Consider the following 13,349-nt stretch of genomic DNA (forward strand, 5'->3'; position numbering starts at 1 on the left):
GCAAAACGCGCCGCGCAAAACTCATGGCGGCATCTTCGTAATGGGAGGTAACCCGCGCCAGCCAAAGCATCAGCCGCGCGAGCCGGAGACGCCATAGAAGAGCGATCAGATGGAAAAGAGACGGGCCCGGGGTCAATTCGCCTTCCTCCGCATCTTGGCCCGGTAGGCGTCTATGATGTCTTGGTTCCCATTGCGCGCGGCATTGGGCGCAAATATCTCCATGAGCTGCATACTGGCTTCGTTGCAGGCGAGCGCCTTCTCGGCGCACAGTTCGAGGATTCGGCGGCAATAATGGTGCGCAAGGCGCGCGCGCTCTTCCTTCGGGAGAGAGAAATAGTCAGTCATTGCCGCGCCTCTCCATAATCCGTTTATCGGCTGAGAAATCGCGTGGATGCAGCCAGTCAACCAGATCGCACAGGAGGCCGGCGACCGCATTGGCGTCTTCCGGATTTTCGGGCAATTGCTGGGCAATCCGCAAAGCAATTTGCCTTAGTTCGGCGAACGACTTGGGGGCGTGCGTTTCGGTAATGGTAGCGTCAGACATGGGAAAAGCCTTTCTTCGCAATGGTTAAACATCAGCGCTGACGAACGAGCGCAGCAGCTGCTCCGCGACTCCCCGCACGGGCAGGCAATCTTGGAGGTCCTCGTCGAGGAGATACGCCGCCTTGCGCCGGGCCTCTTCGAGGCTGCGCACGGGATAGGCCGCAAGCGCGAGAAGCGCTTCCGTTTCACCGGCGTGCGCGGCCCTCTCCTCTTCATGGGCTCGATCGTCTTCGTCGAAAATTCGGTCAGCGTTGGCGAGATATTCAAGCTCTCGCGCGTCGAGCTTTTCACGCGCGGCGCGCGCCAAATCGGCATCCCACCATTCAAACTCCATCACGAGCTTGCGCTCTCTGTTATAATGCGCTCTGAGCACGGCCTTGGCGATATTGCGCGTAAGGGAGGGGTCGTCGAGTTGGTGCCCGAGGCCGGACGGAATCTCGGGACGAACAACCGCATCCGCGCGTTTTAAGGCGGCGAGCCATATCCGGCGCGCTTCCTTGTGCGCCTCGATAAGCCGCCCCAGTTCGTCGCTATGTCCGGCAAGGGACCCTGCGACGGCTGGCAGTGCGACAACTGGCGTTGCGGCAAGGCCGGTAAGCAATGTTCGGCGATTTGGTGTAGAAACTGATTCAGCCATGATCGAACCTCATACATTCGGTTGTGGTTAGGTCGGAGCGCGGCTTGCCACTTCACCGCGCCCCGGCCGCTTATCAGGCGGGAGCCCCGCCCGATCTCTCAAATTTCAAGACGTTATCGGTAGTTCTTGGCTCGCATTGCGCGGCCCAGGCGTCCATCAGCTGACGGCGCTGCTCTAAAACGTCAGTGCGGCGGTAAGCCCGCTCGACGCTGTTGCCGACAATGTGGCCCATCGCCTCCTCGACGACAGCATGAGGGAAGCGCGCGACCTCCTCGCACCACGTCCTGAAAGTCGCTCGGAATCCGTGCGGCACAATCGGCTTGCCGTCGCTCGCAGGGTCAGTCCATTTGGTCACGCCGCTGTTCATGCGCTTCAGCAGCACCAGCATCGCCATATTGCTCAGAGGCTTGCCGGTCGCGCTCGGAAACACAAAGCGGGAGGTTCTGATGGCCTCCAGCTCCTTCAATATCGCCAGGGCGCGGGGCGCGAGCGGAATGCGGAACGGCTCTTTGCGGTGTTTCTTGTCCTTGAGCTTCGACGCCGGAACGGTCCAGAGCCCGGCATCCAGGTCAAACTCCCGCCACTCGGCGTTCAACGCGGAGCCGGTGCGCACATTCGTCAGGATCAAGAATTCAAGCAGCGTGGAGGCTACCCCATCGCGCTCACGAAGCGCCGTAATGAAGGATGGCATTTGCTCGTAAGGCAGGGACGGATGGCGACCGCGCGACAACTGCGCGGGAGCGTTAAACCCGAGGGCCTTCAAGTCGTCCCAGCGGGCGGGATTGTCGATGTTAAGGCCATGCTGGTCGCGAAGTCGGATGCGGGCGCTCTCGAATACGCGTCGGATCGCCGGGTAAAGTTTGCGGGCGACCTCTGGCTTGGAGCGCCAGACGGGCTTTAGCACCGCCGCAATGTCGCTGGTCGTAATCTCATGCACTGGCCTTGCCAGCAGCGGCCCACAGTAAGCATGGCCAAGATGGCGCTCCCATTGATACGCGACCTTGGCGTTGCTGGTCCGGGCTTGCGCGTCGGCGATTACTTCCTTGGCTATGTCGGCAAAGGTCGGAATAGGCCGCGCAGCCTTTCGGCCTTCCTCGCGCGCCGTCAAAGGATCAATCCCCTGCGCGATATTGGTGCGAGCGGAGAGCGCCACCATCCGGGCAGCAGACAACGAGGTCTCAGGATATGGACCTAAGCCCATGTCACGCCGCCGCCCGCTCATCTGGTAACGCAGAACCCACTTCCGCCCGCCAGTGGGCGAGACGACAAGATAGAGCCCGTCGCCGTCGGCATGCTTGCCGGGGCCTACCGTCTTCGCCGTCCTGTCAGTGAGCTTCCCCATCCATCGGTCCCACGTTCGGTCCCACAAATCGACATGGATTGTGACACACGACTGCGGACAAGGGAAGACGAGATTGAGCTATCTCCATTGCAAAACCAGCGAATCTCTAGACAGCCGGAAACAGCCTTGGATAATAGTTTGGTGCCCTCAACCGGCACCATAGTCGTGACAAGCTGGAGCGGAATCGCCGCTCGGGCAAAGCTCGCCACAACAGCCGCGCTCAGCTCAGAAAAACAAGCCCGGCCGCACAGATGGCGCAAATGGCGGTCAGGGCGACGCCGATCTTGCGGCGGACCAGTCCCGATCTTTCGCGGCCTTATAGGCCGAAATGGCCAGCAGCAGGCCGGAGACGGCGAATGCTGTCGCGCCAAAAAGCAGCAACACGGAGATGGCGCGCGCCCAGAACGTGCTGGCGGCGGGGGCGATCTGGACGAAAGACATGGACTGACCAGTGGCGATGTGGCGCCCGAGCTTGCGAAACTTCAAACACGGCGCGTTTGCCGCCTGCTTTGGGCGCGGAACAGAGCCGGTAACCAAAAGAACCGCGCCGGTCCGTGCGTCGGCGCATTGCACGAACGCGGTTTAGCGGTATCAGCCGCCTCAAAGACGGGAGGCGGAGCTGTGCGGCCTTCCGCTGCGCGCGGGTGATTGAAAACTTCCGCCGGTTACTGTTTCGTTGACGAGAGGTCAGGTTTGACCCGGCGCTCATGCGCGCAGGCCCTCGCGCGCGGCTCACTGCTCGGCGAACAGATCGAAGTGTCGGTTGATTCCGGCCTGGACGAGATTGCCGTCGAATTTGGTGCGGGTGGTCAGGCCGTAATTATAGGCGACGTTCGGCAGGCCGATATTGGCGCCGCTGTAGCGCAAGGCGTTATAGCCGGTCGCGGTCGCGTCGCCGAGATTGTAATAGAGATATTCCGCCTTCACGCTCCAGTTCGGCATGAACATCCATTCGACGCCGCCGCCCGCCGTCCAGCCGAGAAGCGAGTCGGTGAATTGCGCGCTGGACAGCGTCCAGTTGGAGACCGCGGGATTGCCGTTCGGCGCCGTAAATAGCGCCGTATTGGAAATCACCCCGCCATAGGCCAGACCGCCGGTCCCATAGAGCTGCAGCGTCGGCGTCGGCAAGAAGCCGAGGCGCCCGCGGATGGTGCCGAGATAGTTCAGCGTCGCGGTGCGCTGGCCGTAGTTCACATAAGTCGGCCTGCCGACGGCGATCACCGAGCCCTGCATCGTCGTGTCGGTGTTGCCCGACACGCCATGCAGATCGGCCTCGACGCCCGCCACGACGCCCGGATCGAAGCGCCAGTTGGCGCCGAGCTGCAGGCCGCCGATGAAGCCGGCCAGCTGGTTGTCGCCATCCATCAGCCGCGACGCCGCCGCGACCGGATTGCTGGCGACGGCCTGCGAGGTCGCGCCCGTCAACGTCCGCGTCGTCGGGTTCGACCAGGCGCCGCCGCCGTTCAGGCCCACATAGACGTCGCGCCAGCTCGGCGCCAATGGCTTGCCGCCCGGGCCCACCGCGCCCCAAAGCTGCGTCACCGGATCCTTGGTGATCGGCTGGCCGTCGCCGAAGGCGTTGGCCGTCGCCTCCAGATAGAAAAAGTCCGTCGGCTTCGAGGTCAGGCCCCAGGTCGTGCCGGTCTGGGTGACGCCGAAGGCCGCGTTGGAATAAGGCGCCGGCCATTGCTGGAACGCCACCGGCGGCGCGAAGCTCGATGTGAACGACCCCGGCCAGAAGCGCGCATAGCTCGCCGTGATGTTGATGAACTGCGACAGCTTGTAGCGGGCGCGGATGTCGAATTCCGTGCCGAGGAAATTGCCCCTGTTGCCGAGCGGCGCGAACAGATTGGCGCGGTCCCAGGCGTTGGCCGGGCTCGCCAGCCAATAGGCGCTGAACGCCGTGTCGATCTGCAGGTTCTTCGCCGGCGTGAACTCCAATCGGACCTTCGGGTCCTTGATGTTGTTCCAGGCGAAATAGTCGTTGCGCGAGAACGGCTGGTTGAAGCCGTAGAAAATATCGAAATTGCTGTTCGAGTAATTGAACGGGCTGCCGTTGCCCGAGCCATAGACATAGACCGTGCTGATGCGCGGCTTCCAGGGGTGCTCGGAGAAAGTGTAGCCGAGCTCCAGCCCCCAAGCCAAGGCGTTGTGCGGCACCGTCACTTCGACGCTGTTTTGCGAAGTGACCTGGTTGATGAAGGTCGGCGTGATCTGGATCGAGGTGTTCGTGCCGAGATAAGGCGCCGCCGTCTGCAGGCGCCCGAAGGAGCCGAACTGCTTGTTGATGTCGAAGTCGTAATCGAAATTGCCGATGACGCCATACATGCGCACGCCCGGCGCATAGGTCTCGCGATGGGTCTTGAGCGCATTCGACGGATTGGACGGGTCGCCATATTGGGTGCGGCCGAGGAAATACGGCTGGACGGTGACGTATTCCGAGAAGCGACGGAAGCTGAACACGCTGCCATAGACCCAGTTCTGCCAGTCGGGCCGGTCGAACTGATAGGGCAGCCGAACCACCGGCCGCATGAAGAAGCTGTCGAGGTCCCAGTCGTTGTCCTTCTTGCCGACCTTGACGCGGAAGCCTTCGAAATTATTCGTCGTGTTGCGGAACTCGTTTTCGGCGATGAGGCGGCGGTCGAGAAGTTCGAAGTGGAAGCGGCCGGCGCGCACCGTGAGCGGACGATCGTTGCCGCGCGGATCCTTGCCGAAGGCGTCCTTGAAATAGAGTTCGCCATAGGCCGAAATCAGATCGGTCTGGTTAATCTCCTGGCCCTGCAGCTGATAGATGCTGTTGAAGGCGCGGGAATCCTGAAACTCGACCACGGCGCGGAACGGATCGAGGATATTCTGGATGCCGAGATAAACGCGCGTGCGCGACAGCCACAGCGAATTGGGGAAATAGCGCCGCTGCGACGTCGGCGGAAAAGTGGTCGTGTCGGTCCAGGGCCGATAGTCGTTCTGGCGATATTCGAACCGCACGCGCGAATCGAGGCCGACGTTGAGCCAGTCTATCCCTTCGAACTGCGGATAGGTCTTGCCGAGATTGCGCACGTAAGGCGGAATGTCGGGCTGCGGCTCGAGGCGATAGCCGCGCGTCGGCACGTAATAGCTCTTCTTCTCTTCGGGCTTGGCGTCGCCCGGCTTCGCCGCCGCGCCCTTGGCCGCGTCGCCCTTCGCGGCCACGCCGTTTTGATCCGCCTTCGCCTCGCCGCCCGTCGCGTCCGACTGCTTGCCTTTCCCGGCGGCGGACTCCGTCTTCGTCGCGACGGGCGACGCAGGATTGTCTTCGGCGATAGCCGCAACAGGAGTGGTCGTGAGAGAAGCAAGCAAAGCGCCCCAGGCGACCGTCGCTTTCCAGTGATTGCTGTTACGGGAAGTCATCAGCCGGGAACCCTTCAGTCGGACTCGTATATATCGTTACTATAAACGATTGACTGCCGCGCGCTCAGTGGACGACGCTAAATCCTTGTTCGGCGAAGATTTCTTTCGCCGCTTTGCTTTTCAGGAAGGAAAGCAGTTTCTTCGGCCCCTCTCCCTGCGCCGACGAGGTAAGGGCGACCGGATAGGCGATTGGCGGATGCGACTCAGCGGGGAAGGTCGCAACGATCTTCACCTTCGGCTCTGATTTTGCGTCGGTAACATAAACGATCCCGAGAGCCGCTTCTTCGCGCGCGACGAACATCAATGCGGCGCGGACATTGTCGGTAAAGGCGAAATTCGGCTCCGCGAGGGACCACAGACCGTATTTCTCCAACGCCGCCTTTGCATATTTTCCGACCGGGACCGAAGCCGGATCGCCTGTCGCAATCTTGCCGGAGCCGATGGCGGCGGAAAAGGCCTCCTTGGTGAAGGGCAGTTTCTCCAGCTTCGATGTTTTCGGGGCGACCACGACCAGGACGTTGCCCAGAAGGTTCGTGCGCGTCCCTGCCTGGATGAGACTCTTCCCGGAGAGATAGTCCATCGACGCTTCGTCCGCGGAGATGAAAACATCCGCCGGCGCGCCGGACTCGATCTGCCTGGCGAGCGTCATGGAGCCGGCGTAGCTGACCTTCAACTCGACGCCCGACTTGGCCTTGAAGGCGCTCGATACGGCGTCGAGCGCATTTTTGAGGCTCGCCGCCGCGAAGACGGTGACAGTCGAGGCGCCCGCCGGCGCGCTCGGCGGCGCCGACGGAGCCGTAGACTCAGCCTGAGCCTGCAAGGTCCCAAGAGCGAGCGTAAGCGCCAAAGCGATGCATGAAAGTTTCATCGGACAACCCCTCGGACAACGGACGACCATCGGCGCGGTTGAATATGCAGGAATATGCGTAAGCAACGGAAGCGCCGGAGTCACGCGTAAAATTATCGCAATCGATGCCTGTTCTGACGCCATCCGGGGCGCAGAATATTGCCATTCGAGGGAATTGGGGCGCTCGCCGGCTTTCCAACCAAGCGCGAATATGCAAACTTTACGGCATATGCGGAAGAGAGTCATTCTGCCATGTCTGAATATTTCACCACCCGGGAGCTTGCCGCCCTCCTGCGGATCAAGGAGCGCAAGGTCTATGACCTCGTCTCCGGAAAGGCGGTGCCCGTTCGCCGCGTTACCGGTAAGCTATTGTTTCCAAAGAAAGAGATTGAGGCCTGGATTGCGAGCGGCGGCAATCAGGACGGGGCATGGATCAAAGAGAAGGCGGCGCCGGACCAGCCCTTGATCATGGCTGGCGGCCATGACCCGCTTCTGGAGTGGGCGTTGCGAGAGTCGCGTTCCGGGATCGCAGCCCTGCTCGATGGCGCGCTCGACGGTTTGGAGCGCATGAAAGCGCGCAACTGCCTGGCGGCCGGGCTCCACATTCCGGGAAATAACGACGGGGAGTGGAATGTCGACGCTGCCCGGGACATGTTCGCGCAGGAGCCTGTCGTCCTCATCGAGTGGGCGAAGCGAACCCGCGGGTTGATGTACGGCGCGTCCATCAAACGCCCGATCGCCAAGCTCGCAGACCTCGGCGCCCTGCGGTTCCAGCCACGCCAACCGGAGGCGGGCAGCGAGTTGATCCTCTCAGCGCTGCTCGCAAAGGAGGGATTGGAAAGATCGAGCTTGAAGATCAGCGACGCCATCGAGCGCTCCGAAACCGATCTCGCCATGGCGGTGGCGGCCGGGCGCGCGGATGTCGGACTGGGAATCGAGGCTGTCGCGCGACAGTTTCAGCTCGAGTTCACGCCGCTCGTGGTGGAGCGCTTCGATCTCCTGGTTTGGCGCAAAGCATATTTCGGTCCGCCATTTCAAAAATTCCTGCGCTTTTGTTCAAGCGACGCCTTCAAGGATCGCGCCAGGGCTTTCGGCGGCTATGACTGCGCCGGGTTGGGGAACGTAATGTTCAACGGCGCATGACGGCGACGCGCGCGTCATTCAGTCGGCCAGCCAGGGCTGACGCTCGTTCGCGGCGTTTTCCACGACCGCGGGAATTGTGAAGTAGAAGGCCGCGCCCTCCCCCGGCTTCGCTTTCACGCCGATGCCCCAGCCGTGGCGGTCGGCGATCGATTTGCAGATCGCCAATTCGATCCCGGTTCCGGGATACTCCGTCTTGGCGGAAATCGTTCGAAACGGTTCGAACACAGCCTGCGCGAATTCTTCGTCGAACCCGACGCCGCTGTCGGCGATCTCCAGCCGAATGACGTCGCATTCTGCGGAGCCCTCAATTCGGATTTCGGGGGCCTCTCCGGCCTTTCGATATTTGATCGCGTTCATCAAAATGTTTCGCATCAAGCAGGCGAACTGGGACCGATCCGCTTCAAACCGCAACGCTGGAAGCTTGATCGAGACATGCGCGCCCGCATCGGCGATGACGCCGCCGAGGTCGCGGAGGAGCGCATCTATTTCTTCGCGCATGTCCAGGATCTCGAGACGTTGTCCTCCCATGACGGCGCTGGAATAGGTCAGCAGATCGTCGACGAGCTTGCGCGCGGTCGCCGCGTAGCTGCGCATGGCTTCCTGCGCATATAGCATGTCCGCCTTGTTGGAGGACGCCAAGGCGTTCTCCAGCAAGTCCGAAAACGCCTCGATTCTGCGCAGCGGCTCCTGAAGATCGAGCGACGTGACGTAGATGAAGCGGGCCAGCGGCTCCGACGTCGTCGCGGCGGCATGGTCGCTTTCCAGCGCCTGTTTGAGATTTTCAACCGTCCGCCGCGCGCCATCCTCGAGGGACCTGCGCAGGAATTGCTGAAACGGGCGCATGAACAGCCGCCGCTCCTGCACTTCAATGCTGAAAGAGACAAGCGTCGACTCGTCGTTCTGCTTTTCGAACGCGTAATGCGCGATGAACGGCTCCGTCACCCCTTTGAGGGAGATCGCCCGCGGCGGGGCGAAAGACTGAATTTCGAAGGTGGACACGGTGCGAATGCCGCGATCGAGCGTCGTTTGCCGGGCCCTCATGCCGGCTTTCGCCGCGCCTTGGGCGAGAGGCTCGAACTCCACAACCTGCGGGCACCAGCGCGTATAATTCCTGAAGAACCCATGGCCCGCGAAATCGAACACCGCGCAGAGCGGGCGCTTGACCACGGTCGTGGCGGCTCCGCTGATCACGCTCGCCGACTTGGAGGTTAGCATTGCAACGACTCCGGAAAGACTGCTCATCTGAGAGATGAGTTGGTCACCGGCAACCCAACATTCAACGCTTCAGGCGACACTACGCTTGTCGAGCCCAAGTCCTATTCCCGGCGCTTTCGAAGCCTGCGCGGATTTCGCTTTGTTGCTCCTAAGTAGGGGTACGACTTGATTCCCCGGAAAAACGAACAACGTTTCGCTTCGAGGCCAGATGGAGTGCAAAGAAATGAGCGCCGGCGTCGAAGGCGGACTTCTCGTAATGGCGGTGGGGTTGTTCGTGATCCTGCTGCTTGCCGAAAAGATGCGCCCTTACAAGCCCGTTCCAACGTCAAGTTTGCGCGAGTCGTTTACGACGAACGCCTCGGCTTTTCTTTTCAACAATCTCGTCTTGAACGCGCTCTCCCTTTCGAGCCTGTTTGTCGTCGCCCAACGCTACGGCGCCCATGGCCTGCTGCATGGATTGCAGGATGGCCCGCTGAAATGGGCGCTTTCCTTCGTATTCTTCGACTTCGCCGTCTACTGCTGGCACTTTCTGGGGCACAAGTCGGAGCGGCTTTGGCGTCTCCACAAGGTGCATCACAGCGACAAGAACATCCATGTCTCGACCGGCCTGCGCTTCCACGTGCTGGACCAACTTTTGGAAGTGGGCGTGAAATGCATTGGCGTCCTGGCGATCGGCGTAACCGCGAACGTCGTGGTCGTGTGCGAGATTATCAGGATGTTTTTCGTCTTCTTCCACCACGCCAATGTCGCCGTGCCGGGCGAGCGCTGGCTCTCCTATCTGGTGATCACGCCCAGTCTGCACCGCGTGCATCATTCGACGCGGCGCATCGAGCATGACAGCAATTACGGGATCGTCCTCGCGATCTGGGACATGATTTTCGGCACGCGCAAGGAGCTTGCGCCAGAAAAATTCGGTCTCGAAAACGTCGAAGCGACCAACATCCTCCAGCTTTTCAGCCTGGCCTTCGTGACCGAATACTACTTTGCGCGCGTGTTGCACCTCCTGCCGAGAGCCGAGACGCGTCACGATCTGAAGCCTGCGATGATCCCCTTGCGCGCCCGCTGCCGAGATCAACGCCCCTTGTGATCCGCGCCCTTGTCCAGCGTGCTGGCGCGGGGCGGCAGAAGGTTCTTCTCGCGCAGCAGAACAACAAAGGCGTCCTCGGTGGTCAGGCCGATCCATCCGCCCGCGTCCTGCACCCAATAAATATCCCAGACATTGAGCCATCCGTTCGCCTCGAGCGCATCGGTCATCATGTCTTCATGGAACATAAAGGTCACGCGCATGGCTCCAACGGCGTGTCGCCTCTTGCAGAGCGCTCCGTTGGAAATCGTCCAACGATACTTGCCTTTATGTTGGGCGCGGGCGGACCGCTGCAAGGCGGATAGACGAGGGCCCGTCACCGCGACGAGCCTTCCGCCGGGAGACGATCTGGGATGCAAAGCGTCAGGCGCGGGCGCAAGCCGGCGCCGATCCGACGATTTGCCGCCCTTGTCGAGGTTCGCCTGGAGTGCTAGAACAAATATCGAACAGAAGCCCGCTGACCGCGATGATCTGTGGACAAGCTGGCGGGGTGCGCCAGATGGGAGCCACATTGCACTAAAGTGCGGCGCGTTTAGCATGTGGAGAGAGACATGGCGGGGAGCGTCAACAAGGTCATTCTGGTCGGCAATCTCGGGCGCGATCCGGAAGTGCGAACCTTTTCCAACGGCGACCGCGTCGTGTCCTTTTCGCTGGCCACGACCGAGTCGTGGCGCGACAAGAACACCGGCGAGCGGAAAGATCGCACCGAGTGGCACAATATCCAGATTTTCAACGAGAACCTGGGCCGCATCGCTGAGCAATATTGCCGCAAGGGCTCGAAGATTTATCTCGAGGGCCAGCTTCAGACGCGCGAATATACCGACAAGGACGGCAATCAGCGCAAGGTGACGGAGGTTGTCGTTCCGCGCTTCCGCGGCGAGATGACCCTGCTCGACAGTAAGGGCGGCGGGCGCGGCGAAGGCGATTTTGAGGGCGGCGGCTATGGCCAGAGCGGCGGCGGCTCCTTTGGCCGAAGCTCCCCCATGGAGCGCGCCCCGGCGGAGCGGCGTCCGGCGCCGGCGGCGGGCGGCGGGCGGCTCTCGGACCAGCTCGACGACGATATCCCCTTCTAAAGCGAGGCGATCGCCAGCGGCTACGCTTTGGGCCGCATGCGCCTTGCAGCGCAGCGGCGCCGCGCCGGTATTGCCTTGTGGCGCCGGTTGATATAGCAAAACCTGAGCGAGGCGCGGCCCGATCCGTGCGACGAAGAGGAAAGCGCGAGCAAGCGCCATGAGTCAGAAGCCGATTAACGTCACCCACCTCTCCACGTTGGTCGCGGTCGCGATCCTGGTGGGCACGGAGCTTGTCGGCGCGTCCTGGGCGGCCGGTTGGGCGCTCGGCGGCCTGTTTCAGCTCGACCCGACAATCAGCCGAGCGATCGAAGTCGCCTTCTCGCTGCTGGGTTTCGTCGGTCTCTACTTCTTCATGAAGACCGCCATTCGCAATGAGCCCATCCGCGGTTGACGGCTGAAAGCCCAATCCTGATTGCTGATCTTTCAGGCCCTCGCCCAGAGGACGCCTCATTGCGTGGCCATAGCAGTCGCTTTCAAGGGTGATTCAGGGATGATGGATAAGCAGGACCGCCGTTCCTTCCTCAAGACTGCTGCGGCGACCGGCGCGCTCGGCGCCGTCGGCGCGCCGCCAGCGGGAGCGGCCGCGTCGCGGATCACTAACGTCAAGCTGGGCGAGGCCGCGCCCTTCTCCTTCGAGGCGCTGAAGCAGGAAGCGCAGCGGCTCGTGAAGGAGCCCTATCGCAATCCGAACATCCCCTCGCCCGAGATCACCTCGCAGATCGACTACGAGAAGTGGGGCCACATCACCTACAACACCGACCACGCGCTTTTCGCCGATACGAAGGAGCGCTTTCCGGTCGAGTTCTTCCATCTCGGCATGTTCTTCCGAAAGGCCGTGCGCGTGCATGTCGTCGAGAACGGCGAGGCGCGCGAGGTGCTGTACGACACCAGCTATTTCAACATGCCGGAGGATTCCGTCGCCCGGCAGTTGCCGCCGGGGGCCGGCTTTGCCGGCTTCCGCATCCAGGAGGCGAAGGACGGCGCGCTCGACTGGAAGAAAAACGACTGGGTCGCCTTCCTCGGGGCCTCCTATTTCCGGGCGATTGGCGAGCTCCGTCAATACGGGCTTTCTGCGCGCGGCGTGGCGCTCGACACCTGGCAGGCCGGCGCGCCCGAGGAATTCCCCGATTTCACGCACATCTATATCGGCCCCGAGACTCAGGACGGCGTCGTGCTGCACGCGCTGCTCGAGGGCCCGTCCATCGTCGGCGCCTACAAGTTCTTGATGGCGCGCGGCAAGGGCGTCGTGATGGATATCGACTGCTCGCTTTATCTGCGCGGCAAATTCACCCGTTTCGGCATCGCGCCGCTGACCTCCATGTATTGGTTCTCAGAGACGGTGAAGCCGACCGGCATCGACTGGCGCCCCGAGGTCCATGATTCAGACGGGCTCAGCATGTGGACAGGCTCGGGCGAGCGGCTTTGGCGGCCGCTGAACAATCCCCCCCGCGTCATGGCTTCGGCGTTCAGCGACACGAATCCGAAGGGCTTCGGCCTGATGCAGCGGGACCGCAATTTCGACCATTATCTCGACGGCGTGTTTTACGACCGGCGCCCGAGCGTGTGGATCGAACCCAAGGGCGATTGGGGCTCGGGATCGATCCATCTCATCGAAATCCCGACCGACGACGAAATTCATGACAACATTGTCGCCATGTGGGTCCCGGAAAAGCCGGCGCTTCCCGGCGCGAATTTCAACTTCTCCTATCGCCTGCACTGGCTCGCCGACGAGCCCTACCCGACGCCGCTCGCGCGCTGCGTGGCGACGCGCCTCGGCAATGGCGGCCAGCCCGGCAGGCCGCGTCCCAAGGGCGTGCGCAAATTCATGGTCGAGTTCCTCGGCGAGCCGCTCGCCAAGCTCCCCTTCGGCGTGAAGCCCGAGCCCGTCCTCTGGGCCTCCCGCGGGAGCTTCTCCTATATTTTCACGGAGGCGGTCTTCGACGGCGTGCCGGGCCATTGGCGCGCCCAGTTCGATCTCACGGTCGAGGGGAAAGAGCCGGTCGAGATGCGTGTTTATCTCAAGAACGGCGACACGATTCTGACCGAGAACTGGCTTTACCAGTATCACCCGTTCTGAG

The 13,349-nt window shown here is 61.9% G+C and carries 14 protein-coding genes; 5 read left to right on the forward strand and 9 right to left on the reverse strand.

The window, feature by feature from the left end; all coding sequences use genetic code 11:
* Positions 1–132: 132 nt before the first annotated feature.
* The 7 genes from RVU70_RS17920 to modA form a co-directional block, all read right to left on the reverse strand.
* Complete coding sequence (locus RVU70_RS17920; RefSeq protein WP_363348761.1) at positions 133–345, reverse strand: hypothetical protein; 213 nt, start codon at positions 343–345, stop codon at positions 133–135.
* Positions 338–544: a hypothetical protein gene (locus RVU70_RS17925; RefSeq protein ID WP_363348763.1), complete on the reverse strand. Its 207-nt coding sequence runs from the start codon at positions 542–544 to the stop codon at positions 338–340. Before RVU70_RS17925 ends, RVU70_RS17920 begins: the two co-directional genes overlap by 8 nt.
* Positions 545–568: 24 nt before the next feature.
* Positions 569–1,180 carry a hypothetical protein gene (locus RVU70_RS17930; protein ID WP_363348765.1) on the reverse strand — a complete coding sequence of 204 codons (612 nt, stop codon included), beginning with the start codon at positions 1,178–1,180 and terminating at the stop codon, positions 569–571.
* 73 nt (positions 1,181–1,253) lie between these two features.
* The gene (locus RVU70_RS17935; protein WP_363348767.1) at positions 1,254–2,522 is read right to left on the reverse strand and encodes an integrase arm-type DNA-binding domain-containing protein; all 1,269 of its coding nucleotides are present in this window, start codon (positions 2,520–2,522) and stop codon (positions 1,254–1,256) included.
* A 267-nt stretch (positions 2,523–2,789) separates the two neighbouring features.
* Entirely contained in the window at positions 2,790–3,008 is a 219-nt protein-coding gene (locus tag RVU70_RS17940) for a hypothetical protein (protein WP_363348769.1), read from the reverse strand.
* A 246-nt stretch (positions 3,009–3,254) separates the two neighbouring features.
* Positions 3,255–5,909 carry an alginate export family protein gene (locus tag RVU70_RS17945; protein ID WP_363348771.1) on the reverse strand — a complete coding sequence of 885 codons (2,655 nt, stop codon included), beginning with the start codon at positions 5,907–5,909 and terminating at the stop codon, positions 3,255–3,257.
* Between the two features lie 64 nt (positions 5,910–5,973).
* Positions 5,974–6,777 carry a molybdate ABC transporter substrate-binding protein gene (modA, locus tag RVU70_RS17950; RefSeq protein ID WP_363348773.1) on the reverse strand — a complete coding sequence of 268 codons (804 nt, stop codon included), beginning with the start codon at positions 6,775–6,777 and terminating at the stop codon, positions 5,974–5,976.
* Positions 6,778–7,008: 231 nt separating this feature from the next.
* On the opposite strand from modA, the gene RVU70_RS17955 reads away from it, so the two are divergent.
* Positions 7,009–7,899 (forward strand): helix-turn-helix transcriptional regulator, encoded by an 891-nt coding sequence (locus RVU70_RS17955; RefSeq protein WP_363348775.1) that lies wholly within the window; start codon positions 7,009–7,011, stop codon positions 7,897–7,899.
* 18 nt (positions 7,900–7,917) lie between these two features.
* Here the strand turns inward: RVU70_RS17955 and RVU70_RS17960 are convergent, their stop codons facing one another.
* Positions 7,918–9,114 (reverse strand): ATP-binding protein, encoded by a 1,197-nt coding sequence (locus RVU70_RS17960; RefSeq protein WP_363348777.1) that lies wholly within the window; start codon positions 9,112–9,114, stop codon positions 7,918–7,920.
* 223 nt (positions 9,115–9,337) lie between these two features.
* Between RVU70_RS17960 and RVU70_RS17965 the strand changes: the two genes are divergently transcribed.
* Complete coding sequence (locus tag RVU70_RS17965) at positions 9,338–10,201, forward strand: sterol desaturase family protein (protein ID WP_363348779.1); 864 nt, start codon at positions 9,338–9,340, stop codon at positions 10,199–10,201.
* Here RVU70_RS17965 and RVU70_RS17970 read toward each other — a convergent pair.
* Positions 10,186–10,395, reverse strand: a complete 210-nt coding sequence (locus RVU70_RS17970) for a hypothetical protein (RefSeq protein WP_363348781.1) — start codon at positions 10,393–10,395, stop codon at positions 10,186–10,188. The genes RVU70_RS17965 and RVU70_RS17970 overlap by 16 nt on opposite strands.
* A 354-nt stretch (positions 10,396–10,749) precedes the next feature.
* Between RVU70_RS17970 and ssb the strand changes: the two genes are divergently transcribed.
* The 3 genes from ssb (at position 10,750) to RVU70_RS17985 (ending at position 13,348) form a co-directional block, all read left to right on the forward strand.
* Positions 10,750–11,271 (forward strand): single-stranded DNA-binding protein, encoded by a 522-nt coding sequence (ssb, locus tag RVU70_RS17975; protein WP_363348783.1) that lies wholly within the window; start codon positions 10,750–10,752, stop codon positions 11,269–11,271.
* Between the two features lie 157 nt (positions 11,272–11,428).
* On the forward strand, positions 11,429–11,662 hold the full coding sequence (locus RVU70_RS17980) for a hypothetical protein (protein ID WP_363348785.1): 234 nt from the start codon (positions 11,429–11,431) through the stop codon (positions 11,660–11,662).
* A gap of 99 nt (positions 11,663–11,761) precedes the next feature.
* Positions 11,762–13,348, forward strand: coding sequence for a glucan biosynthesis protein D (locus tag RVU70_RS17985; RefSeq protein ID WP_363348787.1), 1,587 nt, complete (start codon positions 11,762–11,764; stop codon positions 13,346–13,348).
* Position 13,349: the final 1 nt, after the last annotated feature.

It is taken from the genome of Methylocystis echinoides, from assembly GCF_040687965.1.
GTDB classification, from domain to species: Bacteria; Pseudomonadota; Alphaproteobacteria; order Rhizobiales; family Beijerinckiaceae; genus Methylocystis; species Methylocystis echinoides_A.

Coding starts and splice junctions, on each gene's coding strand:
- RVU70_RS17980 (WP_363348785.1), top strand. CDS start 11,429: ATGAGTCAGAAGCCGATTAACGTCACCCACCTCTCCACGTTGGTCGCG.
- RVU70_RS17925 (WP_363348763.1), bottom strand. CDS start 544: ATGTCTGACGCTACCATTACCGAAACGCACGCCCCCAAGTCGTTCGCC.
- RVU70_RS17945 (WP_363348771.1), bottom strand. CDS start 5,909: ATGACTTCCCGTAACAGCAATCACTGGAAAGCGACGGTCGCCTGGGGC.
- RVU70_RS17920 (WP_363348761.1), bottom strand. CDS start 345: ATGACTGACTATTTCTCTCTCCCGAAGGAAGAGCGCGCGCGCCTTGCG.
- ssb (WP_363348783.1), top strand. CDS start 10,750: ATGGCGGGGAGCGTCAACAAGGTCATTCTGGTCGGCAATCTCGGGCGC.
- RVU70_RS17960 (WP_363348777.1), bottom strand. CDS start 9,114: ATGCTAACCTCCAAGTCGGCGAGCGTGATCAGCGGAGCCGCCACGACC.
- RVU70_RS17985 (WP_363348787.1), top strand. CDS start 11,762: ATGATGGATAAGCAGGACCGCCGTTCCTTCCTCAAGACTGCTGCGGCG.
- RVU70_RS17935 (WP_363348767.1), bottom strand. CDS start 2,522: ATGGGGAAGCTCACTGACAGGACGGCGAAGACGGTAGGCCCCGGCAAG.
- RVU70_RS17965 (WP_363348779.1), top strand. CDS start 9,338: ATGAGCGCCGGCGTCGAAGGCGGACTTCTCGTAATGGCGGTGGGGTTG.
- RVU70_RS17955 (WP_363348775.1), top strand. CDS start 7,009: ATGTCTGAATATTTCACCACCCGGGAGCTTGCCGCCCTCCTGCGGATC.
- RVU70_RS17930 (WP_363348765.1), bottom strand. CDS start 1,180: ATGGCTGAATCAGTTTCTACACCAAATCGCCGAACATTGCTTACCGGC.
- modA (WP_363348773.1), bottom strand. CDS start 6,777: ATGAAACTTTCATGCATCGCTTTGGCGCTTACGCTCGCTCTTGGGACC.